At 39.4% G+C, this 25,896-nt stretch carries 16 protein-coding genes and 3 pseudogenes; 3 read left to right on the forward strand and 16 right to left on the reverse strand.

Annotated elements, in window-relative coordinates:
• Positions 1-4: 4 nt before the first annotated feature.
• From GD630_RS13745 to GD630_RS13755, 3 genes are read left to right on the forward strand one after another with little or no spacing between them, the layout of a single operon-like run.
• Complete coding sequence (locus tag GD630_RS13745) at positions 5-1,009, forward strand: GRP family sugar transporter (protein WP_143868189.1); 1,005 nt, start codon at positions 5-7, stop codon at positions 1,007-1,009.
• A gap of 2 nt (positions 1,010-1,011) precedes the next feature.
• Positions 1,012-2,961 carry a glycoside hydrolase family 97 protein gene (locus GD630_RS13750; RefSeq protein ID WP_143868191.1) on the forward strand — a complete coding sequence of 650 codons (1,950 nt, stop codon included), beginning with the start codon at positions 1,012-1,014 and terminating at the stop codon, positions 2,959-2,961.
• A gap of 37 nt (positions 2,962-2,998) precedes the next feature.
• Complete coding sequence (locus tag GD630_RS13755; protein WP_143868192.1) at positions 2,999-4,402, forward strand: Gfo/Idh/MocA family protein; 1,404 nt, start codon at positions 2,999-3,001, stop codon at positions 4,400-4,402.
• A gap of 98 nt (positions 4,403-4,500) precedes the next feature.
• Here the strand turns inward: GD630_RS13755 and GD630_RS21665 are convergent.
• The 16 genes and pseudogenes from GD630_RS21665 to GD630_RS13835 form a co-directional block, all read right to left on the reverse strand.
• Positions 4,501-4,813 (reverse strand): annotated as a pseudogene (locus tag GD630_RS21665) (endonuclease/exonuclease/phosphatase family protein); the annotation flags it as partial.
• Positions 4,814-4,815: 2 nt separating this feature from the next.
• A pseudogene (locus tag GD630_RS13765) lies at positions 4,816-5,639 on the reverse strand (endonuclease/exonuclease/phosphatase family protein); the annotation flags it as partial.
• A 120-nt stretch (positions 5,640-5,759) separates the two neighbouring features.
• A complete protein-coding gene (gene ahpF / locus GD630_RS13770; protein WP_143868195.1) occupies positions 5,760-7,310 on the reverse strand; it encodes an alkyl hydroperoxide reductase subunit F in 1,551 nt (516 codons plus the stop codon).
• A 12-nt stretch (positions 7,311-7,322) separates the two neighbouring features.
• Positions 7,323-7,889: an alkyl hydroperoxide reductase subunit C gene (gene ahpC, locus GD630_RS13775; RefSeq protein WP_117936995.1), complete on the reverse strand. Its 567-nt coding sequence runs from the start codon at positions 7,887-7,889 to the stop codon at positions 7,323-7,325.
• 233 nt (positions 7,890-8,122) lie between these two features.
• Entirely contained in the window at positions 8,123-9,292 is a 1,170-nt protein-coding gene (locus tag GD630_RS13780) for a beta propeller repeat protein (RefSeq protein ID WP_229098921.1), read from the reverse strand.
• A gap of 50 nt (positions 9,293-9,342) precedes the next feature.
• Positions 9,343-10,560, reverse strand: coding sequence for a sialidase family protein (locus tag GD630_RS13785; RefSeq protein WP_143868196.1), 1,218 nt, complete (start codon positions 10,558-10,560; stop codon positions 9,343-9,345).
• Positions 10,561-10,581: 21 nt separating this feature from the next.
• A complete protein-coding gene (locus tag GD630_RS13790) occupies positions 10,582-13,128 on the reverse strand; it encodes a glycoside hydrolase family 2 protein (protein ID WP_229098922.1) in 2,547 nt (848 codons plus the stop codon).
• Between the two features lie 88 nt (positions 13,129-13,216).
• A complete protein-coding gene (locus GD630_RS13795) occupies positions 13,217-14,527 on the reverse strand; it encodes a RagB/SusD family nutrient uptake outer membrane protein (protein WP_143868199.1) in 1,311 nt (436 codons plus the stop codon).
• Positions 14,524-14,691 (reverse strand): hypothetical protein, encoded by a 168-nt coding sequence (locus tag GD630_RS13800; protein WP_455550313.1) that lies wholly within the window; start codon positions 14,689-14,691, stop codon positions 14,524-14,526. Before GD630_RS13800 ends, GD630_RS13795 begins: the two co-directional genes overlap by 4 nt.
• Positions 14,692-14,695: 4 nt before the next feature.
• Positions 14,696-16,345: pseudogene (gene ltrA, locus GD630_RS13805) on the reverse strand (group II intron reverse transcriptase/maturase).
• Between the two features lie 760 nt (positions 16,346-17,105).
• Positions 17,106-20,249 (reverse strand): SusC/RagA family TonB-linked outer membrane protein, encoded by a 3,144-nt coding sequence (locus GD630_RS13810; protein ID WP_182505619.1) that lies wholly within the window; start codon positions 20,247-20,249, stop codon positions 17,106-17,108.
• A gap of 54 nt (positions 20,250-20,303) precedes the next feature.
• Positions 20,304-21,062: a DUF4627 domain-containing protein gene (locus tag GD630_RS13815; protein WP_143866137.1), complete on the reverse strand. Its 759-nt coding sequence runs from the start codon at positions 21,060-21,062 to the stop codon at positions 20,304-20,306.
• Positions 21,063-21,119: 57 nt separating this feature from the next.
• Complete coding sequence (locus GD630_RS13820; RefSeq protein WP_182505620.1) at positions 21,120-21,959, reverse strand: alpha/beta hydrolase; 840 nt, start codon at positions 21,957-21,959, stop codon at positions 21,120-21,122.
• A gap of 58 nt (positions 21,960-22,017) precedes the next feature.
• Positions 22,018-23,784, reverse strand: coding sequence for an L-fucose isomerase (locus tag GD630_RS13825; protein ID WP_143866141.1), 1,767 nt, complete (start codon positions 23,782-23,784; stop codon positions 22,018-22,020).
• A gap of 19 nt (positions 23,785-23,803) precedes the next feature.
• Positions 23,804-24,412, reverse strand: coding sequence for a YhcH/YjgK/YiaL family protein (locus GD630_RS13830; protein ID WP_143866143.1), 609 nt, complete (start codon positions 24,410-24,412; stop codon positions 23,804-23,806).
• The gene (locus GD630_RS13835) at positions 24,409-25,878 is read right to left on the reverse strand and encodes a sodium:solute symporter (RefSeq protein WP_143866145.1); all 1,470 of its coding nucleotides are present in this window, start codon (positions 25,876-25,878) and stop codon (positions 24,409-24,411) included. The genes GD630_RS13830 and GD630_RS13835 overlap by 4 nt, the downstream gene beginning before the upstream one ends.
• Positions 25,879-25,896 lie beyond the last annotated feature (18 nt).

Raw genomic sequence — 25,896 nt, forward strand, 5'->3', positions numbered from 1 at the left:
AAATATGTTTATAGTCAATAGTTATACATTAGCAATCATTTTTTGTTTAATTACAATGATTTGCTGGGGTTCCTGGGGGAATACCCAAAAACTGGCAAGCAAAAATTGGCGGTATGAACTCTATTATTGGGATTACACTATTGGAATCCTGCTTTTCGCACTTCTTCTTGTGTTTACACTAGGGAGCTTTGGAAATGCCGGAAGAGGGTTTATCGAAGACATACAACAAGTCAATAGTGAGAATGTTGTCAGCGCATTGATAGGAGGAATAATCTTCAATGCTTCTAATATTCTGCTTTCAGCCTCTGTATCCATAGCAGGCATGGCCGTCGCTTTTCCGTTGGGTGTAGGTCTTGCCTTGGTATTAGGGGTATTTATCAATTATTTTAGTAGTCCGAAAGGAGATCCAGTTTGGTTATTTACGGGTGTAGTACTGATTGTAATTGCCATTATATGCAATGGGATGGCGGCTGGTAAAAATCAAAAATCAGGAAGTAACAGCAGTAGAAAAGGAATAATTTTGGCAGCAATTGCCGGTATCTTAATGTCTTTTTTCTACCGCTTTGTAGCTGCCGCTATGGATCTGAACAATTTTGAATCTCCAACTCCAGGAATGGCGACTCCTTATACTGCTTTCTTTATCTTCGCTGTTGGTATCTTCTTAAGTAATTTTGTATTCAACACGATTGTTATGAAACACCCGTTTGTTGGTCTACCTGTCAGTTATAAAGAATATTTTGCAGGAAAATCGATGACTCACATGGTAGGTATTCTTGGCGGATGTATTTGGGGACTGGGTACTGCATTAAGCTATATTGCTGCCGGCAAAGCAGGAGCAGCTATTTCGTATGCACTTGGGCAAGGTGCGCCTATGATTGCTGCCTTATGGGGAGTCTTTATATGGAAAGAATTTACAGGAAGTTCTAAAGCTACAAATAGATTATTAGGAATAATGTTTATTCTATTTATCACCGGGCTATCATTTATCGTCTTATCAGGAGGAAATTAATTATGAATATAAAATCAATCATTGCTTTATTGACTATCTTTCTTTTCTGTCCATCTCCTGCATCAAGCAAAAACATTGAGGGAACATCGCCTGACGGTAGTACCCGGATAGTTATTGAAACAGAGAATCAAGTTGCATATTCTGTCTTCCGTCATGGGACAATGATATTGAACACCAGTCCTATATCACTAACTGTAGGCAACAACATTTGGGGAACAGACAGAAAATGCCTGAAAATTACGAGCCATAGTGTTTCCGAAAGAGTAAACTTCACTGTTCCCCGTAAATATAAACAGGTATCCAATGAGTACAATCAAATTCAGTTAACTTATAAAGGATACAAAATAGAATTCAGAGTCTATAATGAAGGAGTAGCTTACCGCTTTATAAGCACATCCCACCATAAAGAGCCTGTACAGAGTGAAGTCGTATCCTTTTACTTTAACCAAGATTATAACAGTTATACCTTGCTGACAAACCAGCTACAAAATTGGTTTGAGCAGAATTATACAATAAGTCCTATTAGTAAACTGCCACGTGACAGTTTTTCTGTTGCACCGGTCATGGTAGAAGTAGGCAAGTATAAAGTACTACTAGCCGAAGCCAATCTATATAATTATGCAGGTATGTATCTACAACCAATCGGACATGCTTTTCAAGGAATATTTGCATTATATCCCGATCAGGAAGTACCCGCCGATGGAGATAATAAGATTTATGCTTCCACCCGAAAAGATTATATCATCCCACATTGTGGTAAACGTGCTTTTCCATGGCGTGTGATAGGAATCTTTGATGATGCACCTTCTATCCTGAACAGCGAACTGATCTACCTTCTATCTGAGGAGAAAGCCAAAGATGCCGATTATTCTTGGATTAAGCCCGGAAAAGTTTTATGGGACTGGTGGAATGACCGCAATATCTATAAGGTAAATTTTAAAAGTGGAATCAATACCGACACTTATCTTTATCTGATAGATTATGCCGCTAAACATCATATAGAATATGTATTAATTGATGAAGGTTGGTCAGCTCGGAATGACTTACTAACTCTTAACCCCAATGTCGATATACCTTATATTTGTAAATATGCAAGGGAAAAAAATGTAGGTATCCAATTATGGGCTAAATGGGTAAACGTTATGAGGCAAATGGATGCAGCTTTTGAGCAATTTAGTAAATGGGGAGTCAAAGGTGTCAAAATAGACTTTATGGATCGCAATGATGCAAAAATGGTCAACTTCTATGAGCAAGTTGCCATCAAAGCAACCCAGCACAAACTTCTAATAGATTTTCACGGTTCATATCCGAACGAAGGAATGCGACGCAAATATCCGAACCTTATGACCCGTGAAGGTGTAATTGGATTGGAATATAATAAATGGAGTAAACGAGCTACTGTCACGCACGATGTAATTATCCCTTATCTCCGTATGTGGGCAGGACCAATGGATTATACCCCCGGAGCTATGCTTAATGCACATCCGGAAACATTTTATGAAAATCAGCATGAACCGATGAGTCAAGGGACCCGAAGTCATCAATTAGCAATGTATGTAGTGTATGAAAGTCCTCTACAAATGATCTCAGACAGCCCTACCAAATATGATGAAAATCTACAAAGTTTCGAGTTTATTAAACAAATTCCCACTGTTTGGGATGAAACAATTCCTCTAAAAGGAGAAGTCGGTGAATATATCGCTATTGCACGACGTTATCAAAAGACATGGTATATAGGAGTTTTGAATGGAGTAACTCCACGAACAATAGAAATTGATTTGTCATTTATAGGAAAAAGTAGAAAAACAATCAAAGCCCACTATGATGGAATGAATGCAGAGCTACAAGCCAAAGATGTGCAGATCAAACAATATACGATCAGCGATTCTGAGAAACTTTCAATTCGTATGAGTCGTGGCGGTGGATATATAGGTATTATCAATATAGAATAAATTCAAACTATCATTTCTATTAAAATCAAATATTAATATGAAAAAACTACTTACCATTACAGTCATTGGACTTATTTTACTAGTTTGTCAGACTGCCTGTACATCACAAAAAAACAATAACACTACGTCCATACAAACAGAAATACCTGTCCGTTCCACCGGGCAGGAAGACGTCATTCTATTAACTGCCCCTCCAATAGATACCGTACGCGTAGGTTTTATCGGACTTGGAATGCGTGGTCCTGGTGCAGTAGAACGTTGGACACATATTCCAGGAACAAAAATCATAGCACTATGCGACCTACTTCCTGAGCGGGTTGAAAAAGCACAAGAAATATTAAAAAAAGCAGGTTTGCCAAAAGCTGAGCCTTATAGCGGAGAAGAAGACGCTTGGAAGAAACTTTGTGAAAGAGACGATATAGATATAGTTTATATTGCAACTGATTGGAAACATCATGCAAAAATGGGAGTTTATGCCATGGAACAAGGCAAACATGTAGCTATCGAGGTTCCATCTGCCATGACTTTGGAAGAAATATGGCAATTAGTCAATACTTCTGAGAAAACTCGCAAACACTGCATCCAACTTGAGAACTGCGTATATGATTTCTTTGAGCTCACAACATTAAATATGGCCCAACAAGGAGTTTTTGGTGAAATACTTCATGTAGAAGGAGCATACATCCATAATCTTGAAGATTTTTGGGGAGAATATTGGAATAACTGGAGAATGGATTATAATCAAAAACATCGTGGTGACATATATGCTACCCACGGTATAGGACCAGCTTGCCAATTGCTCAATATTCATCGAGGTGATCGTCTGAAAACATTGGTAGCTATGGACACAAAGGCTGTAAACGGACCTGCATACATCAAAAGACAAATGGGGAAGGAAGTTAAAGATTTTCAAAACGGTGATCAAACTTCCACATTAATTCGTACAGAAAACCAAAAAACAATATTGATTCAGCATAATGTAATGACACCCCGCCCATACAGTCGCATGTATCAACTTGTAGGTACAGATGGATATGCCAGTAAATACCCTATTGAGGAGTATTGTCTACGTCCTTCACAGATCGATTCTCAAAAGGTGCCCAATCATGAAGATCTAAACGCCCACGGTTCCCTGCCGACAGATGTAAAACTAGCATTAATGGATAAATATAAACATCCTATCCAAAGGGAATTGGAGGAAACAGCGAGAAAGGTAGGTGGACATGGTGGCATGGACTATATTATGGACTATCGCTTAGTATACTGCTTACAAAATGGCTTACCATTAGATATGGATGTCTATGATTTGGCAGAATGGTGCTGTATGGCCGAGCTCACCCGTCTTTCTATTGAGAATAATTCTGCACCCGTCGAAGTACCCGACTTCACTCGTGGAAGTTGGAATAAAGTACAAGGTTACTTTCACTCTTTTGTAAAATAAAACATTATTGGCAATAATTCTTTAATAATCAACATTAAAGCCATAGGAAATTTGCTATTCCTATGGCTTCAAATTTAATTTTTCTGATACAGCTCTATTTAGACTGTTATATCCAACAAAGCCTCTCCTCTCACATTCTGCACCTTAATCCTCAATTCATCTTCTTCTCCATCTGCACAAAAATTTACTCCTTCATTACCATAAATCGGAATATGATGAATAAGAACGCGTTTCTTCGCTTTCCTAAATTCTTTGGCGGAAAGTTCCTTTTCAAGAAGTCCACTTGTTCATTTCGCAGCTAGGTAAAATCATTCAAATCGTAATAGCCCAATGGGAACCTGGTTTATCCTCTCCACAATCAAGCATAACGATACGAGTATCTCTCCAATTGAAAGAATCGTAAGTTTTATTTTCCACATCACTGTACCCCCATTGCCTATGGGATTCAGTCATAAGGTTTGGTACGAAATTTTTTATCTGCCATTTCTGCTGTACACAGCTCTACAAGTATAGGACGATGATCAGATGCCATCGGTTCATTCAACACTTGGGAAGATATAAGAGCAAAACCATTAGCATTTGACTTCAATGCGGTAATATAATCTATAGTTTCTTTGGGATCAGGAGCCGGATAAGTAGATTGTTTAGGATTGGAGAGTATCTGAAAGTTTTTCTGTAACTCCTTTATAAAGTCGGATTCCGGTTCAGCATTCATGTCCCCAGCCAGAAAAAGAGGCTTTTTATAGGAAGCAGTAAATGACTTCACTATTTCCAGGGACTTCATGCGATCTTCTTCCGTTAATGACAGATGAGTACAACAATAAATATAATCCTCAAATTCAGCTAAAATTAAAGTGCGCGTTTCTTCTCTTCCCGGTAAAGCTATTGTTTGTACCCGCACAGGGATTTGTTTTGCCAACAGTCCGATTCCGTATTTTCCACCGTCAAAATCAATGGCAGGTGCAAAATAAGCATACATTTGTGTACGTTCTGCAATTTCTCCTAGCACATACTTCTGCCTGCTCCGGTTCGTCATACTATCCACCTCTTGTATAGCAACAACATCAGGAGAAACATTATTTATCACATTCGCTACACGTTGGAAATTACAAATATCATCCATGCCGTTCGCATTTTTAATGTTGTAAGTCATCAGCCGCAACATATGCTGTGCCTGTACCGGAGAAATAAGCCAAAGAGCCGAAAGCAGTAGAAAAATCTTTTTCATGTTTCTCATTTTTGGGGGTTAATGTTAAGTGCCTCCAAAGGTAGTAAAAAAACAAAAAGCCACAAAGATATGCGTTGATACCTTTGTAGCTTCCATTTACAAGCGTTTGTAGAACCTATATCAAGCGCTTCAGATAATCCCTCTCACTCTATCGTCAAATGCAGAAAGCGCAGCTTTCGCCCCTTCGCCCATAGAGATAATAATTTGCTTATAAGGAACCGTAGAAACATCTCCGGCTGCATAGATACCCGTCACATTCGTACGGCAATGTGCATCAATCATGATTTCGCCCGGACAGTTGGTTTCCACTATGTCGCGGAATACACTGCTATTCGCAGAAAGCCCGATCTGTACAAATACACCATCCAATTCCACCAAACGTTCTTCTTCCGTTTTGCGGTCTTTGATGCGCAGGGCAGTCAGCTTATCACCATTCCCTATCACTTCCGTAGTCTGTGAACTTACAAACACTTCCACATTCGGCAATGATTTAAGTCGCTCTTGAAGTACACTGTCTGCTTTCAACTCATCCATAAATTCAAAAACAGTCACTTTGGAGCAGATACCGGCCAAGTCAATGGCTGCCTCAATACCTGAATTTCCTCCACCTACTACTGCTACATGCTTTCCTTTATAAAACGGACCATCGCAATGAGGACAGAAAGCGACACCACGACCTATATATTCGGCTTCTCCCGAAACATTCAGTTTACGCCAGCTTGCACCAGTTGCAATAATCAGTGCCGGAGCCAGGAATTTCTCACCAACAGAGGTAGTGATCTGCTTCTGTTTTCCAACCACTTCTACTTTTTCTACTTTACGATGCTCCAGTAAATCCACCGGATAGCGTAAGAGATGTGTTTTCAGATTATCGGCAAGTTCATTTCCTGTCGTTTCCGGAACAGAGATTAAATTCTCAATACCCACCGTTTCTTTCACCTGTCCGCCAATACGCTCGGCCACGATAGCTACACGGAGTCCTTTACGGGCAGAATAAATAGCCGCCGATACTCCTGCAGGTCCGCCACCAGCTACAATCACATCATATTCTTTCACCTCTGCATTCGCTTTGGTTTCGTCAATACCATATTGTTCTTCCAACTTGGCAAGCAATTCGCCAAATTCACCACGGCCTACATGAAGTAATTTTCCGTCTGCAAAGACAGAGGGTACTCCTTGTATCTTCAGTGCATCTACTTCATCCTGATAAAGCGCACCGTCTACCATTTCATGCGTAATAGCCGGATTCAAAGTAGTCATTGCATTCAGAGCCTGCACTACGTCAGGGCAGTTCGTACAAGTCAACGAAACATAAGTGGTCAGATGTATCGGACCTTTCAGTGCTTTCACACGGTTGCAAACGGCCTCATCGGGAAAATTCTTTCCTTTACCATCCAAGTTCAGGATAGCCAGTAACAGTGAAGTGAACTCATGTCCGTTAGGAATACCCCGGAATGTAATTCCGGTGCGGTCGCCATTCTTCAGTAAAGTAAACTTCAATGCTTCTCCCTCATTCACTACACAAGTGATATGATCGGAACAATCCGCTACATCTCCTAGCAGCTCCAATAATTCTGTTTTGTTTTCGTGGCTGGATGATACGGATATATCAAAAGTAAAGTTTGCCTCCAGCCCAGCAAAAATACCCTTTAATTGTTCTTTTAATGCAGATTCTAACATATCTTTTGGGGGCTAAATCTTACCTACCAGGTCGATGCTTGGTTTCAGGGTAGACTCACCCTTCTTCCATTTAGCCGGGCAAACTTCTCCGTCATGGCTGGCTACAAACTGTGCAGCTTCCACTTTACGAAGCAATTCACTTGCATCACGGCCAATATTGTTATCATTCAGTTCCACCACTTTAATCTTTCCTTCCGGATTGACAACGAATGTACCGCGATAAGCCATACCCTCTTCTTCGATATATACCCCCAATGCACGGCTCAAAGTGCCAGTCGGGTCTGCCAACATCGGGTATTGAATCTTGCGAATGCTTTCAGAAGCATCATGCCAAGCTTTGTGCACGAAATGAGAGTCAGTACTTACCGAATAGATTTCTACACCCATCGCCTTGAACTGATCGTACTTTTCAGCCATATCCACCAATTCAGTAGGACATACGAAAGTAAAGTCAGCAGGATAGAAGAAAAGAATCGCCCATTTACCTTTCAGGTCATTGTTGGTTACAGTCTTGAAAGCTCCGTTGTGAAAAGCCTGAACGCTGAATTCAGGAAGTTGAGAATTTAAGATTGGTTCCATAATCTTTTTGCTTTTTATTATTATTAATTGATTTGACTTATAACATCAGAAACCTCGTTTTGTTTCTTGTTTCTGATGCAAAGATAAAAGCAGAAGTCCCGCCTTGCAAAAAATGTCCAATCGAATAATTCTATGCAGTGATAGATGAAACCGATAAAGTTCCCCATTGGTTAAACCACAAATTATTACACACATCATGCTAACACATAAATGTGAATAATATAATGTAAGAATCAATCAATATTCAACATACGAAAATTTTCAATTCTATGAAAAGTGATAAAATTCGCATCATGGTTATTTTTAGCTCCTCCTGTATTATCATCATAAGCTGTACGAGATACAAATATAATATCATTCTTTTCAAACAACCAATCAACATATTGGAATCCATGTCGTAAATGATCCGGATGAAACAATACCGCTTTATGCCTTTTCCATTTTTTAAGGTCTAAAGATGAAACTAATGTAATCATATTACGAACAGAATTAGGAGGCATCTTCTGCAAGGAATCCGGGACTTCATTAACCAAACTCCAATAACGTTGAGTAACAGTATCATAGCGAATCGTGAACTTCTTTGCAGCCCCAGGCATATCATAAAAATCAGAAGCATTAAACGAGACAGAATCACCAGATAAACCCACCTTAACCAATGCCATAACTTCTTTATGTCCTTTGGGTACTTGCACACGTAATACGTCAACAACTTCCCCCGAAGGGGTTACAACCACATTCCCTTCAAGCCAAGCCTGAAAACTACCATTCAAATAATCTGGGTTATAATACAAATGATTAGTTCTCGTCCAGTTTCCAGCATTCATCAAGTCTGAATTCAAAGGAGCAGAAACAACCATCGCACTATAACGTTCTCCCCATTTCGTAGTTTGCGCCGTAGCATACTCTACAGCACGCCAAATACGTCCTTTATGAAAAAGAACAGGAGTAGGAGCCGTATGATACTCCCCTTCTAATAAAAGTCCATTCTTTCCATCATAAGGAATCGTCCATGTTTTCCCATAATCATCCGACCTACGTAACACTAAATTGCCATGATGTTTATTTGTACCTATGATATATAATGCTCCATTCAAGTAAAATAAACTAGACCAAAATTGGCCATCAATTTGTGAAATTCTTTTCCATGACTTACCTTTATCTACAGATACATATATTCTAGTAATAGCCGACTTAAATTCTGTAGAAGTAGGACCAAACTCATCATGAGAAACTATATAATTACCATCGGGTAAAATACAGATACTCGGTGAACCTATAAAACGGTCTAAATTAGCCGGAATATGGTTGATAACAACCCCGGGGGGAGAATCAACCGGTTGTGCCCTCAAAGCATTTATGGAAAACGTCAAGATGAGCAATAAATAAATATACTTCATTTTCATACGCACTAGCTATTTAAGACTAATAGAAAAGAACTGGATTATTCAATCTATTATTGAGAAATGTATTTCCTGAAATTCTCTACTCTATGAAATGTACAATAATTAGCATTATGATATGAATCCGCCCCTCCATATCTATCATCGTAAGAAGTTCTGGAAACAAAGACAATATCATTTTCGTCCACATGCCAGTCAATATACTGGAACGCATGATATTTTACATCTTCATGGAATAGTACTTCTTCATGTATTTCCCACTCCCTTAGATTTTTAGAACTGCACAGGACCAGTGAATTACGAACATTGCCAGGAACCGTAGTAAAGAATTCATCTCTGACATTATTAGACAAAGTCCAATATCTTTCCGTAGCTTCATCATATCTGATAGTAAACTTCTTCGCCCCACCAGGCATTTGGACAAATCCCGTTTCTGGATTAAAACTAATTTGTGTACCATCATCACTTACATCAACAATGGCAACCTCTTCTTTCACACTTGCGGGAACTTCCACACGCATAATTAATTTCATCTTTCCATCAGGTCCGACCACTGCATTTCCTTCAAGCCATCCACCAAAATATCCATTTAAATAAGTCGAATTATAAGACAATGAGTTAGATTGCTTCCAACTAGCTGCTTTCATTAAATCAGAACCAACCGGAGCAGACATTATCATGGCGCAAAACTCTTTCGGCCATCCTGATATAACAGAACTATAACATTCCATTGCCCTCCAAACCCTATTATTATGTACAACTACAGGAACCGGAGCTGTATGGTACTTACCCGTAAAGATTAGCCCATTATCCGATGAGACACTACTTGTCCACGTTGTTCCATTATCTGCTGATTTTCTTATAACCACATTTCCTGATGGCGCATCAACTCCCATGATATATACTGCACCTTCATAAAGAAACAGGTTCGACCAAGCTTGTCCATTAGTTATAGATGTTATCTTGTCCCATGTATCTCCCTTATCAGTTGATTTAAATATATGAGTAACTTTTGGAACCGGACAATTTGGACCGCCCTCTTCACACGAGATCAAATAATCCCCATTTGGCAAGATACAAATACTAGGTGAGCTTGGATAAATTCTGGACGATTTCTTATAATGACAAACAATTGTCCCCGGAAAGTTTTCATTCGTTTCATCAACTACAGAAGTAAACTGTCCGAATTCATGCTCACCGCAACAAATTATTGACATAGCAACAAGTGCCAATCCTATACTTTTAATCATATTTCTTAATATTTTTTCCATATCAATATGCTTTTTATTTTCCTATTCTACTACTTCTTCTTTATAACCAAATTGCTTTACTCTGGCCTGTACAGTAGTGTGATTATACTGCCTCGAATCCTCAAACTCAAAAAGGATAGTCTTTACCTCTTTAGGCATCAAAATAACATAATCATCACTTTGAATTACAGGTAAGATTCGCTTACCACTTTCCTTTTCAACCAAGCGGCTACGTACAGCAAAGGCAGGCACATCACTTTTATTAGTTATACGCAGGTCTAAATAATAACGTCCCTCTTTAACCTCTCTTCGCGAAATATAATAACTCAATTTCGCTTTAGGTAAAGAAGCCAACGCCCTACAATCTCCTTTCTGCTTTCCAAACCAATAATCATTTGAAGAAACGGTTTTGCCTTGTGAATTCTTTAAAGCCAAACGTAAAAAATTCACATCTGTCAATTCTTCCATTCCTGCTGAGTCAGAGAAAAGCCGGAAACAATTCATGGCACTATTCTCCAAGACATTCATTTTTTCCGATAATCTCAATGAAGTTATTTGTTTACCATGTTGATTAAATACCATCGCAACGGCTGTCATATCATCATATTTTTTATATGTAGAATTAGCAATCATCACATTATCCGTATGGCTATCCCATAAAATATGTAAAGGTTCACAACCTTTTTTTGCTCCCCAATATGCACCTGTCAAGTCATAATAATAATCATAAGTCTGCCATACAAACGAAGGATATGCAGACTGACTCATCCAAATCATAATGCCTGACGCATCATTCCACATCTTACTACTCCATGCTTCAAACATTGCTTTATTGGTTTCTATATTAACAAGTTGTGCCTTCTCACAAAAATCTTCAATGCTCGTAGGAGAACCATAAGTTTCAACAATAGTTTTCTCATACACATCCGGTCCGCCATTTTTCGCCAATGAGCCAAAAAAATGTTTATTCCACATTTCCGTTTTAGGCCACCAATCCTCTTTGGGCATAAATTCTTTAAAGCTTTCAAATGTTGTAAAAACAGCTGTTCCAATCTCACTGCGAAGTCCCCAACCTCTATTCTTAGGATATTTATCACCTAAAAAACTATTACTTGCATCTGCAAAATAGAAACTCGGCTTATAGTTTTTCCAAAGCCCACTTCCCGACAACCCATTCCCTTTCCTGGAATCAGATTGATAATGCCTGTCTGAAGCATCGTAGACTGCAATATATTCCGCCAGATTCCTATCTAAGGATTCCCCGGTATCATAATTACCGGGGGTTCCCTCATTCTCACCACACCAAACAACAATACTCGGATGATTCCTGAAACGTTTAATTTTCTCTACTGCGTTTCTATTAAAGTCATCAGGAAACTCGGGAACTCCAAATTTAGAGTTCAGCCAAAAATCATCCCAAACCATAATACCATATAAATCACATGCTTCATAAAACTCCTTATCAGTTGTAGACCCCATCCAGTTACGAATTATATTAAAGTTCATTTCTTTATGAAGACGCACTTTTGTAAAATACTCTTTTCCACGACAGCGTAGAAGATATTCAGACATTCCCCAATTACCGCCTTTCAGAAAAGTCCGTTTGCCATTGACATAAATATTAAAAACACCATTTTCATCTGTACGATATGTATATTCCCTAATGCCAAACATTATTTGTTTTTCATCGGATATTCTTCCATTAACCGCAATAGCCAATTTACATTCATATAGATTAGCTTCTCCCATGCCATTCGGCCACCATAAACGAGGTTCCTTAATATACAGTTCTTTAATTACCCGACCGTCTAATATTATAGTTTGAGCAGTATCCGCTTCCAGCAACAGTTCTTTGCGAAACATAATGTTTCCCGGAGTAATCACTCCCGATAATTCAACAACTACTTTACGAGAAGAACAATTCTCTATTTCCGTCGAAATTTCAACTTCTGCGAATTCTGCCCGATTATGTAATTTCGTACGAATCCACGGATCTTTCAAAGTCACATCCTGAGTAAAAGTCAAATAAACATTATCTGTAATACCTGTATTAAGTCCCGGGACATAGGGCATCCAATCCCAACCCGCACTTGACAAATAAGTAGGACTTGCCAAATTTGCAAATTTCTCCTCCGGATGCCGACGCTGGTTAGGTAATGAAACGATAACTGACAAAAGATTTTTCCCCTTCTTTTTGATTAGTTTAGTCACATCGAACCGTCCCCGCATCATCATTCCTTTTAACGAACCTAACAAAGTGTTATTCAAATAAATCTCCCCAAAACGGTTAATCCCATCAAAGTTCAACCATATTCTTTTCTGAGCCAAATCTTTATTCTCCGGAATGTTAAACTCAAGCCTGTAAATATGCTCTTTATTATATTTATCCTTATCCACTTGATAGATATTATCTCCGAAATTAGGATCCTTTTCAAGTCCAGCATTAACTGCATCAACAAAAATGGTACCCGGCACTGTGGCCGGTATCCATTCTGCCTCATTAAAAACTTTCGTTGAAAAATTCTTCTTATGATGCTCCTTCACATACCACGATACATTATTTTCACCGCTATTCAGAGAGTACTTCATTTGAGAGAAGCACTGAGAAGAGAAACATAATGTTATAAATAAACAAATAAAAATCTTCATTTCTTATTCTATTAGTTATAGCGATTTATCATTTCTTTTCATATCCAGGAGTTTGCTTTATCTTAGGATTACGGCTAATAGTATCATCATTGACCGGCAATAAAAGAATATTGCCTTGATTATCATTTTCTCTCCCAACTAATGCAGGTACCCTATTGAAGACCTCACCGAATCGAATCAAATCAAACCAAGATTTACATTCCCCTGCAAACTCAATCATACGTTCATCTAATAAAACAGCTTTAAATTCTTCTCCTGCCAAAGTTTGTGGGTAATGTTCCTTTTCATTATAAGCACGTGCTACTACATCATTCAAATATTCCACAGCATTTGGATAGTTACCCTGTTCCGCCAATATCTCAGCTTTAAACAGATAAGCTTCAGCCAAGCGGTAAATACGGGTGTCAGTAGTAAACACGCGGGTAACTCCATTCATTTCTCCCATGTACTTCAAAGTGTACCGATAATTAACTCCACCGGATTCTATATCTGAACTTATATATCCAACCCGGGTATCTCCAGGTGTCCGATTACGATAGTTATCATAAAATAACTTAGAAAAATTCATACGATTAGAGGAAGTTGCAACCGGAATTGGGTTGTTCCTTAAAGCGGTAGGAACTAAAGTAGAAGATTGAGCCAACAAAGACCCATATTGACTTGAGTTTTCATCCTTATCGTAATAGATTGAAAAAATAATTTCAGTATTTCCCTCTTTGTCAAAGACATTCTTATAGCTGCCTTGTAAACTCAATACAGTTTTTGGTAAAGCCAGTATCTCATCAACAGACTCCTCTGCTTTAGTCAAGTAATCCGCATTGGCTTCTTCAACTTTATACATCCATAAGTAAATATCAGCACGCAACATTAAAATCGCAGCCCTTGATATTTTACAACGATCTTTTATTTCGTTCGAAATATATAGTTGCTCAGCATTCTCTATATCTGATTTTATAGTCTCATATACAGTCGATTTAGGAGAACGTTCTGGGTACAATTGAGGATCATCCAATGATGATACAAAGTTAGTAATCAAAGGGACATCTCCCCATAAACGTACCAGATTAAAATAACACCATGCTCTTACCGCATATGCTTCAGCCAAGAGTTCATCATGCAAAGTCGTATTATGGAAAGCAACCCGATCAATATTACTAATTACAGCATTAGTCTGAGAAACGATATTATATAAATTCGCCCAGTTTGTATCATTTAGGTTGGACGTTATCTGGTTATTAATATAAGAACCTATACCACTGGATGTAAACCCCGGTGCTATATTTCCAGAACGGGCTTCAAACCAATACATCCATTTCCAAGCATCTAATTGGCCTCTCATTTTGGAATATATTCCATCAACAGCAGACTGGACATCACTCTCTGTTTATCGGGTAAGTCAAGGGCATTGCTGCCCCCTTCTCCCCTAAGAACCGTACATGAGAGTTTCCCCTCATACGGCTCAAGCAACTCAATATTTCTATTTGTTGTTAGAAATCGGCTCATACTTTCAACATTTTCGTTTATTTCGCTTGTAGCAGTTGTTGTGGACAAGTTGCCGTACAATCGAACCACCAACAGATATTTCGTTGACGTTCCATGCTTTTGTACAATCTATTTCCTTGCCACATAACGGACAAATCCGGTTCTGCTTGTTCCATAAATATAAGAGAGACTTACGTCCCTTGAGAGATTCCAGCATTTGTTGCTCCTTTCGCTGAAAGAAATAATCATCGTATTCCGGGTCGAAAGGGTTTGCCTCACCTTTGATTTGCTTGTACGGGGTATAATGTATATCCGACAACCTTTTAAGGGTCAGGTAGTTCACTTTCTTGCTCTTGGTTTCATATTTCCATGCAAACGTCCATTTACGCCCCCGAATTTCATGCCAATATTTGTCTGCAACCCAAGACTTGCGTTTCTTTGGATGGCGACGTAAAGCCCATTTCTTCGTGAGATTGTAAATGTGATTGTCACAACCATGAAAAGCATCGGTTGATGCACCATATCGGTAATAGTTGCCCCAACCTGTGATTACAGGATTAAGCATTCGTATCAGCGATTCCTGCTTACACATTTTATGTCCTTTAACGATGTCACCGATTTTTGCCCTGAAGCGTTTCTGTGCATCTTTGGACGGGGATGTGTATAGCCTTTTGCCAAACTTCCTCACATTGAAACCTAAGAAATCAAAACCGTCGTATATGTTCGTAATGGTAGTTTTCTCTTCGGATAAGGTCAGCCCTCTTTCTTTGAGAAATTCTATCACGATAGGTTTGACTTCGTTTTCCAATAGCTCCTTATCTCGACCTGTGATTATAAAGTCATCCGCATAACGAATAAGGTTTACCTTGTAGTGGAATGTCTTATTGTTGCGCCATAATCTTTTGAATCTTTCAGCCAAGAGTGGTTGAAGTCCGTCAAGTGCTATATTTGCAAGTGTCGGTGATATGATACCTCCTTGTGGTGTACCCTCTTCTGTCGGAAATAGTTTGCCATTGAATACAGCTCCACATTTCAGCCATTTTCTGAGTATCGTCTTATCCATAGGGATATGATTAAGAAGCCAGTCGTGGCTGATATGGTCGAAGCAGCCTTTAATGTCTCCCTCCAAAATCCATTCGGGGGAATGCTGGCGGTTTAGAACCGTATCAATCTGACGGATAGCGTCCATTGTCCTGCGTTTCTTGCGGAAACCATAAGAAAAGCGGTCGCCTGTCGTTTCGGCTATCGGTTCCAATGCCATGAGATATAATGCCTGCATCGCCCTGTCTTTCATTGTCGGTATTCCCAACGGTCGGAGTTTACCGTTCTTTTTCTTGATGTGAACCCTACGAAGCGGCTGGATTGTAACCACGACGTTTCAGTTCACCGATTGCTTTGTACTTGCGCTTGGGAAATCCCAAAGCTGTTTATCTACTCCAGACGTTTTCTTCCCTTTGTTGGAAGTAACCCTCTTTACCGCCAATGCCTTGGCGTAAAAAGAGTGGGTCAGCATCCACTGCAAGGCTTTCACCTTGTTATGTCTGCCTTCCTTTTGAGCCTTTACAATACGCGCTTGTAGCTTTCGGACATAGGCTTCACACTTGGACCAGTCCATGCCGTCCCAAGTTAGATTCCTGCTGTCAGCAGGCGCACACGATGTTTTAGTTTCGTTCATTTGCTTTCCTCCTTTTGAAAGTTCTAAAAGTTATCTTGTAAAGAGTTACCATATACGGAAGTCTGCCCACTTTCGTGTCGGATGATGTCACCAATAACAACCCGTGATGTTGATTCAATCCGTATCCACCCCATTACAGGTGGCATTCGCTTTTTCCGTTATCTCATACCTGCACCCCATTCGGCTTGCCTTGCGGTTCGCTTACTCGCATTCTTACGAGAGAGATACAGGCTTGCCCTGTTCCACGTAATTGACAAACGGATAGTTTAGGTTCTGCCAAGTCCGCCGGCAGTGCTGTGTCCGTGTAACCCCAACATGGGCAAGGGTTATCCGACTGCTTACCTTTTGGTGAGAGCTAAAGTATCTTGCGCTCCTTCAAACCTTACGACGGCTAAAGTCAGTTCACTTACGTTAACCATGCTATCCAGCCTCGCCACTCAACGGTATGATACTAACCGTCCTTGACATTCCCTCACGGTTCAGTCTTGTCCTTTCGGAAAGTGTACTTTGTCCTATAAGCTTGGCACAACCCATCACTGGAGATGCACCTTATAGTAGGCTACCGCTGACGGAACAGCGGGTTAAATCATGCAATTAATATCACTGTCTAACAATCAATTACGTGACTTTACAGGTCACACCCCAGTACGATTCATTAGAAACGACACTGTCCGGCAAAATATCCAAACTACATGAGTTTAATACAGACAAACCCACAAATAAACAAATTAGTTTTATTTTTTTCATGATTATATACATATTAGAAAGTTAAATTAAGTCCTAATGTCCATATCCTTGGCTGAGGATAATTACCATCGCTCAAATTTCTGCTAGCCGAGCTATATTCAGTCATGTAACCCGGATATTGAGAAAAACAACATATATTCTGACCTGAAAAATAAACTTGCGCAGCTTTTATCTGCGTTTTATTCAGAATTGTCCTTGGGAAATTATAACTGACTTTCAATTCGCGGAATGACAAATAATCTCCTTTATAAGTATTCTCATCTGAAGTTCTGTAATGATTCCACTGACCATTATCACTGCCGTCTTCCACATCAAAACGAGCATAGCGTGTTTTAGCTGCATCACCAGAAGCAGACCAGTAATTTAAAACATCTTTAGTCGGATTCAGATAGCCGGATTGCGCACCAGAATTTACCAAACTTATCTGCCGATCATAAATCACATGTCCCAATGCATAATCAAAACTTGCATAAATCTCAAAATCCTTGATTTTTACCGTAGTATTAAAACCACCAGTTGTGGTAGGAACCAAGTAACCTAACACAAATTGGTCTTTTGCAGTAATCGTACCACTACCATCTTTATCAACCCATTCATAGTCTCCCGCTACTTTACGACCTTTTTCATAAGTTTGAGTTGTCGGATCATAACCAGCCGCACGTTCATCATACATAGCTTCTGAAGCTGCCTTATCATTATCTAAAATATGGCTGACCTTATATCCTATAACACTATACAGACGCTCCCCTTCAGCAATACCACCAATGCCGGCATAATAATCATCTGCAAACAAAGTCCCGTTCATCCTATTCTTATAGTTACCATTCTCCGGTAATTTAAGAACCTTATTCATATTATAGCTGATATTACCTCCAACATTCCAACTAAAATCCTTTCCTGCAAAAATGTTCCAATCAGCTTGCACTTCGTACCCCCAGAATCTGACTTTTCCAACATTCTTATCTACCGTACCAAAACCACTTGTATTTGGCAACTTATCGTTGAACAACAAGTCACGTGTCACCTTATTATAGTAATCAAATGAAAAGTTTATGCGATTATTGAGAAATGCCAAATCAAAGCCTATATCGACTTGTCCTGAGCTTTCCCAAGTCAAACTTGTATTAGGAAGGGCACTTGGCATATAGGCACTGGAGCCCTGATAAGCTGTAGTCGGAGCCCACAAACCTTGATAATCAAAACGTCCAATTGAATTATTACCAGTCATTCCGTAACTAGCGCGAATTTTCGCCAGAGATAACCATGAAAGATTCTTCATAAAATCTTCCTCACTTATAATATATCCAGCAGAGACTCCGGGAAAATACCCCCACCTATTACCGGCTGCGAAACGAGAAGAACCATCAGCCCGCAAAGAAGCGGTTAATAAGTATCTTGATTTATAGCCATAAGTTACACGTCCAAAAAAACTGTTCATGCGTTCACGTTGACGAGTTGAAGATGCCTTAGTGTATTCTGAAGCTCCATTCAATGTTATAATATCATCACGGCTACCACCATATGCTTCTGCACTATAATCATACAAGTTATAATATAAACTTGACACACCAATTACTGATTGAATCTTATGTTCAGAAGCAAACTCTTTATTATAGCTCAAAGTAAAATCTAATTGGGAAGTCTGGTTATTGCTACCATAATAATTCGCATCTCTCAGATTATTATAATAATTATTTTTCTCGAAATATTCACGGTGCATAACTGCAACATTATAAGAGCCCTCCACTTTAGCAGTCAAACCATTCAGAATTTCCCATGACAAACCTATTTTCCCTTTTCCACCCCAATCTGCACGTTCGTTTACAATGTTTTCAATCAAATAGAGCGGATTTCTATAATCCTTATCTTTTCCAGGAGAATCGGTGCCATCCGCCATCAACCCTCGAATTGTAGGAGCCAAGTGTACACCTCTGGAAAAAATAGCAGATTCACTGGCATAAGGAGTGGAATTAATCTTATGAGCAGATAAATTGGTTGTTAATCTTAAATTCTTAGTAATAGCATAACTATGATTCAATCTCAAAGTAATATTATCCCATGAGCGTTTGGGAGTGTATCCATTATCACCGACATACCCCAAACTAACCATATACTTCATTTTCTCAGTTCCCCCATTAAGCCCCACATAAGCATTGATAATATTACCACCTTCAAACAGTTCATCTTCAATATCATTATCCTCAAAAATAAGCACCTTATTGGGAGAAATAGGGTCCCACATCCAGTTCCATCCGGGCGCTAAGCCTTCTCCATGTTTCAAGTAACGAGTCGAGAATGAACTATTATCCAGATTTCCTGTACCTGCCGGATGAGCCTTTTGAAGCAAATTTGCATAAGGACTGCGTGCGAGTGCCGGACGCATAACACTTAAATATTCTGTAGAATTCAACCGGTCAATCTGCTTGGATGCATTTTGGAATCCATACGATACATTTACCATTACCGCTGGTTTAGAAGCTTTTCCCTCTTTAGTTGTTATCAAAATAATACCATTTGAGGCTCTTGAACCATATATCGAAGTTGAAGCAGCATCCTTCAAAATTTCAATAGATGCGATATCCTGAGAATTCACATTCGATAATGCCCCAGGTACTCCATCAATCAAGATCAAAGCATCATTACTCTTATTTATAGACGAACCGCCGCGAATAGTAATCGAAGCTTGACTGCCCGGAGCACCCGAAGTACTAAAGACTCGCAGACCGGTCGTTTTACCTTTCAATGCATTTGAAACTGTTGTACCGACCACTTTATTCAAATCTTCTCCTGACACCCTTGAGATAGAAGAAGTAACTTCCCGCCGACTCAATGTTCCATAGCCGACTACTACTACCTCATCAAGTAATTGAACATCTGATTTTAATATAATTTCCAACGGTTTGGAATCTGCGACAATTAATGAATACTTCTCATATCCGATATAAGTAACAGATATCTTTTCACCCTTATGAACCAAGACGTTGAAATTTCCGTCAATATCAGTAATAGTCCCTTTAGATGTGCTTTCCAAATAAATAGTTGCACCGACAATCGGATTCAGTTCTTCATCCAATACACGCCCTGTTATAGTAAAATTTGAGTTTCCGGTCTGAGCCCAAAGACTTAAAGTAGGAAAAATCAACATAAAAATACCCATACAACAAAAATATTGTAGCTTGGATTTATATATATTATAGCTTTTCATAATCTTTTATTCTTCATTTATGTATTTAATCAAGGTCACATCATCTATCAGCATCGTTGAGTTCTGTGCATTATTCTGCAAACAAAGCACTATGTCAGTACGATCAACTAATGAAGCATTAAGAGCACTCTCATAGGTAATACTAGCCTTTTGGTCGGTAATTTTGGAAAAGTCTATAACATAGGAAAACTCTACCCATTCAGAAGATAAAAGACAATTCTTACAATAAGCCCAGTATTTTCCCGTGGGAGAAGTCGGTTTCTCCGTATCATAAATAAAATAACGCTCTACAACATTTCCCGCAGCATCAGTGGCTTTTATAAATATGCGGCAAGTTGGAGTCCCACCACTACTTTTTCCTTTAAAAGAAAATGTATATAGTGCCGGCTCTACCACACCTTTAATCCGTTGGGCAATAAAAGCTCTAGTCGGATCTGCATTAGGAATAGAGGTTGTAGTATTCACCATTTTACCGACTGTTTCCTGTTCGCCGTCATAAGCCGTAGAAAAAGAGATTGTACTGGGATAATTATTCTGTATAACCCATTCATTATAGATAATTGGAGAATCCGTTAGCTTACGTTCCAGATCGGCAGTCTCAAAATCAGCATCATGTATAAGATTCACAGGAGTATCCCCACCTGGAGTATCTTCTACATCTTCTTCAAACTCTGTAGGAAGAGGCGCAATTTCTTCTTTATCCTCACAAGATGAAAGTCCTACAATAAGTGCAAAAAGCATTAAAAAAAAGGTTCTTTTCTTCATAATACAAATGTAATTAGGTTGACATTATTTTTCTTAAATCAATACTATTCCATACATTCAAAAACTTCTAATCCATCTCAAAATACTTGTCCGTATTTCTTCCTCATATATAAACTTGTTACGCATCCACCATCCATGACCTCCTTCTGATAGAATTCGTATTTCTGATTTAACGCCATAGTTTAATAACGCATTATAAAAATTCAGGCCATTTAAATATGGTACTGCCTGATCGTCCGATGATAATACGATATAAGTCGGGGAAGTATCAGCAGACACGTGTTTATCCATCGAATAAATATTTCTCCATTTTTGCTCATCTGCTTTAACTCCCAAAAGATGTTCGCGAGTCTGAAAATTAGAGTATGACATAGATATAACCGGATAAACCAATATTCCAAAATTGACCATATTCTTTTTTGAAGTAAACCCGGTTAATAAAGCAGCAGCTAAATGCCCACCGGCGGAAAATCCCATGACTCCAATCTTATCTTTATCTATACCCAATTTATCAGATTGTTCGTGAATAACTTCCAAAGCCCGTATCCCGTCATTTATCGTTACCTGTGGATCACCTTTGGGCAATCGATACTTAAGAATAAAAACTGTAATCCCATTCTTAGCCAACCATTTTGCACTTCCATACCCTTCGTGAGAAATAGCTATATAAGAATAAGCTCCACCGGGGATAAGCAGTACAGCATGGTTCAGACCGGTTCTATTCTCTGGCAGGTAGCCTAATAATTCAGGAGAAAACACCTCGCGAATATACCCTAAACTATCAATTTGGTCAGTTTTGGGTTCTTGTTGTTCATAAAGTTTTAAATGTACATCTTGAGCATACACCCTACATGTAAGTAATAAAAGGAACAGAAATACATGTGTCTTATACTTCATAATCCTAGAAATCATGTTTTAATTGGTTATAGTCGTTTCTTTGCATCATCACCACTCTCTATTTGTAAAGCGGACCATATGTTACACATGCCCTAAAATCAGCACTTTCTTTATCCATCCCAAATGATGACCATGCAGTAGGACGGAATATTCTTTCTTTAGATACGTTGTGCATACATACCGGTATTCGCAACATAGAAGCGAGAGTGATAAGTTCCGCACCAATATGCCCATAGCACAAAGCACCATGATTGGCCCCCCAATTCGCCATTACAGAGTAGGTACTATCAAATGCTTCATGATTGGTGAGACGTGGAACGAACCAGGTTGTAGGCCAAGTTTTATCCGTTCTTTTATCAACAACTTCAGCCACCTTATCAGGAAGTTCGACACTCCATCCTTCTGCTATCTGCAAAACCGGTCCCAAGCCATCTACCATGTTTATCCGGGACATTGTCATAGGCATGCCGCCTTTGCTCATATAATTAGAAGAATAACCGCCCCCTCTGAAGTATTCCAATGAAGCCGGATACCATTGAGTAGCATCAAGGCATCTCTGCACATCTTCATCCGTTATTTCCCAGTAAGGTTTCATCACCGGACATCCATTTTCAGTCATCTGTCCTGACCCGTCGAGTGTGCAAGAACCAGAATTGATTAAATGAATAAAACCATTAGAGGCGATGCCTTCCAGTTTAATTCCGGTGACCCGTTCCACAGCTTCAGGACTCCAGTAAGTACGGACATCAGCAAAAAGTTGGGAAGTATTAGTCAACAGATGCCCCAGTAACATTGCAGTTGCATTCAAATGATCATTTTCTGTAGCAACAATAAAAGCCTTACGAATACCATTCCAGTCGAAAGAAGAATTTAAGATAGCTTCACTAAAATCGCCATTAGGAAAAAAATCGGTCCATTGCCGCTGTCCTTGGAAGCCACCCATAATCGCATTATGCCCCATAGATTCTTCCTCATACCCCATTTCCTTCAGAACCGGATTTCCAATCATCATGTCACGGATAATAAGTGTCATTTTCACCACAAATTCCCATTCTTGCTCTTTTTGCTCACGAGTATGTTGCAAATGGGGCGGATTATAATCTGCTCCCTCTTTGCAGTTTATCCGAGTCCATGTCATTGCCTTTTCAAACTCCGTCCGGTCAAAAATTCCCAATTTTATCCGGCGCAAAATTTCAACTGATTCCACGTATTCAGTACGCATACCCAAATATTTCTGCAAGAACATTGCATCTACTTGCGAACCAGCAATTCCCATTGAACAATACCCGACAGATAAATAAGATTTCCCTTTCATTTGTCCGACAGCCAAGGAAGCACGGGCAAAACGCAAAAGTCTTTCCTTCACATCTTCCGGAATCGTATTATCAGACGCATCCTGTACATCTTTTCCATAAATACCAAAAGCAGGCAACCCTTTTTGATTATGCCCGGCCAAGGCAGCAGCCAGATATACAGCTCCCGGACGTTCAGAACCATTAAAACCCCAGATAGCTTTCGGCAAAAGTGGATCCATATCAATGGTTTCAGAACCATAACACCAGCAAGGAGTGACAGAAAGTGTAGCACATACATTCTCTCCTGCAAATTTACAAGCACAAGCAGCCGCTTCTGTAACACCTCCGATTGTAGTATCAGCAATCACACATTCTACAGGGGCGCCATCCATATAACGCAGATTCTCACTATACAAACGAGCCACGCTACGAGCCATTTCCATTGTCTTTTCTTCCAAGGATTCGCGTATCCCTTTCCTTCTGCCGTCAATAATCGGACGAATCCCTATTTTCGGATGATTTGTTTCCATATTCTTGATTCTTTTATATTTAATCGACTTTTATTTTAACTACCAGTTTTTTCACCATTGCCTGTTTCATATCCTTCACACATGGGCGGTGCGCATCCTGAGGGAAAAAAATAAAAAAGTTTTCCGGAGTGGCTTTTCTCTGTATACCACCGTCAGAAGCATAAAAAGCGATATCTTTCTCCTCATCATACGACTGCATTTCTTTCAATAAAGCAGTGTCCCGCAGAATACCGATATATTCACTACCGGAAATCAAATACTGTACATCAATGTATTTTTTATGTACTTCATAAAGTGCATCCTCCGGTTCTTTAGTTCGATATTCACTAATCGTGATATAAATATCATCACTCAAGTCTATACGCCCCAAAGGCAAACTGTCCAAATTGGTATGAACCAAAAAATTAAAAGCTTGTTCCCAGCGTTCGGGATACTTCCGATAGTGTTTTTCCCATACCACCCGATCAATCATAGAATCGGGTAAAGCTGCAAATGGCGTCAGTACACCATTTTTATTAAAAGTTATACTTTCCATTGTCTCTTCTTTCTCATTCTGTGTTTTTTTGGATGCTACATTACACGCACACAGCAACCCAACTATCAATATCAGATAAATTATTTTCATCATTTCTTCGTTTTTACTAAATGCATACTGATAAATCCAACCAAGAAAATTACAATTGTTCCGAAGACAATCGTCAGGTTAGCATGGAAAGGACTTGCATATTCTCCCATAAAACCATCTGTAAAGAAAATAGGAGACAAGCTCATCCATACTACCACGAAAATGCCACAGATTACTCCCAGAACTGCATCCACATTGCGGGACTTTTTTGAAACATAACCCAACAGAAAGAGCCCCAGCATTCCCCCACTAAAAATAGAAGATAAAGCCCACCAAGCGTCTAATGCACTTTCTACATTCAAAAATGCCAATGCCACAAAAATGCCGATTATCCCTACCAAGACATTAAAAAAATACAAAGCCTTCACCGACTGCTTCTCCGTCGGTTGCCTATTCACATAGCGGGCATAATAATCAGTCAGAATAATTGTGGCAGAACTAGTGATGCTTGTAGCTACCGTACTCATTCCCGCAGCAAAAATTGAAGCGATCAACAATCCGGTAAGCCCCGTGGGAAGCACATGAACTATAAAGTACGGAAAAACTGCATCCCCTTCCACCCCTACTGGAAGTGTTTCCGGAAATACCTTATAATAGGCATATAATGCAGTACCTATCAGAAAAAATACAGCCGAAACAGGAATAAACAAATACCCCCCAAAAAGAGCAGAGAATTTTGCTTGTTTCTCATCTTTAGCTGTCAGATAGCGTTGTACGTAGTTTTGGTCTATTCCGTAATTTTGCAGGTTAATAAATATCCCATAGACAAGGCATACCCAAAAGGTAGATTCCGTCAAACTACTTCCAAAACTTCCCAAACTGAATTTATGGTCGGTAACTGCAATCCGGAAAACTTGAGCCGGACCTTCCGGCATTTTAAACATCAATACACAAAGACACGCTAAAGCACCGCCAATCAAAATAAATCCTTGTATAGCTTCTGTCCATATTACAGCTTTCAAACCGCCCAACATTGAATAAGCAATAATAGCAATACTGGTTATTACAATAATCGTTTTGACATCCCAGCCCAATAACGCGTTCATAGGCAGGGCAAGTAAATACAAAATAGAACCCATCCGGGCAAATTGCGTCAACAGATAACAAGCAGAAGCATAAATTCGAGCCCAGGGACCGAACCGTTCCTCCAAAAAGCTATAAGCTGACACACTTCCAATCGAACGATAGAAGGGTACGAAGTACTTGGCAGCAAAATAGGAAGCGATCGGGATAGACAGACTAAATACGAATGCATTCCAATCCGCCATATATGCTTTACCCGGATAAGCCAAATAGCTGATACTGCTTACATAAGTCGCGAAAATAGACATTCCAACAACCCACCCCGGAAGGGCACGCCCCGCAGAAGTGAACTCCTCAGACGAACGTTTCTTGTTGAAGAAAGAGCAGCCAAAGACCACAACCCCTCCCGTAAAGAATAAAAATATAATAATATCGAGAATAGACATAGCCGTTCTTTTTACTAG

Origin of the sequence: Bacteroides zhangwenhongii, assembly GCF_009193325.2 — a bacterium.
In the GTDB taxonomy this organism is placed as follows: domain Bacteria; phylum Bacteroidota; class Bacteroidia; order Bacteroidales; family Bacteroidaceae; genus Bacteroides; species Bacteroides zhangwenhongii.

What these genes read in the sequence shown, in the direction of transcription:
- GD630_RS13745 (WP_143868189.1), top strand. Translation starts at nt 5, where the DNA reads ATGTTTATAGTCAATAGTTATACATTAGCAATCATTTTTTGTTTAATT.
- GD630_RS13750 (WP_143868191.1), top strand. Translation starts at nt 1,012, where the DNA reads ATGAATATAAAATCAATCATTGCTTTATTGACTATCTTTCTTTTCTGT.
- GD630_RS13755 (WP_143868192.1), top strand. Translation starts at nt 2,999, where the DNA reads ATGAAAAAACTACTTACCATTACAGTCATTGGACTTATTTTACTAGTT.
- ahpF (WP_143868195.1), bottom strand. Translation starts at nt 7,310, where the DNA reads ATGTTAGAATCTGCATTAAAAGAACAATTAAAGGGTATTTTTGCTGGG.
- ahpC (WP_117936995.1), bottom strand. Translation starts at nt 7,889, where the DNA reads ATGGAACCAATCTTAAATTCTCAACTTCCTGAATTCAGCGTTCAGGCT.
- GD630_RS13780 (WP_229098921.1), bottom strand. Translation starts at nt 9,292, where the DNA reads ATGAAAATGAAGTATATTTATTTATTGCTCATCTTGACGTTTTCCATA.
- GD630_RS13785 (WP_143868196.1), bottom strand. Translation starts at nt 10,560, where the DNA reads ATGGAAAAAATATTAAGAAATATGATTAAAAGTATAGGATTGGCACTT.
- GD630_RS13790 (WP_229098922.1), bottom strand. Translation starts at nt 13,128, where the DNA reads ATGAAGTACTCTCTGAATAGCGGTGAAAATAATGTATCGTGGTATGTG.
- GD630_RS13795 (WP_143868199.1), bottom strand. Translation starts at nt 14,527, where the DNA reads ATGAGAGGCCAATTAGATGCTTGGAAATGGATGTATTGGTTTGAAGCC.
- GD630_RS13800 (WP_455550313.1), bottom strand. Translation starts at nt 14,691, where the DNA reads ATGAGCCGATTTCTAACAACAAATAGAAATATTGAGTTGCTTGAGCCG.
- GD630_RS13810 (WP_182505619.1), bottom strand. Translation starts at nt 20,249, where the DNA reads ATGGGTATTTTTATGTTGATTTTTCCTACTTTAAGTCTTTGGGCTCAG.
- GD630_RS13815 (WP_143866137.1), bottom strand. Translation starts at nt 21,062, where the DNA reads ATGAAGAAAAGAACCTTTTTTTTAATGCTTTTTGCACTTATTGTAGGA.
- GD630_RS13820 (WP_182505620.1), bottom strand. Translation starts at nt 21,959, where the DNA reads ATGAAGTATAAGACACATGTATTTCTGTTCCTTTTATTACTTACATGT.
- GD630_RS13825 (WP_143866141.1), bottom strand. Translation starts at nt 23,784, where the DNA reads ATGGAAACAAATCATCCGAAAATAGGGATTCGTCCGATTATTGACGGC.
- GD630_RS13830 (WP_143866143.1), bottom strand. Translation starts at nt 24,412, where the DNA reads ATGATGAAAATAATTTATCTGATATTGATAGTTGGGTTGCTGTGTGCG.
- GD630_RS13835 (WP_143866145.1), bottom strand. Translation starts at nt 25,878, where the DNA reads ATGTCTATTCTCGATATTATTATATTTTTATTCTTTACGGGAGGGGTT.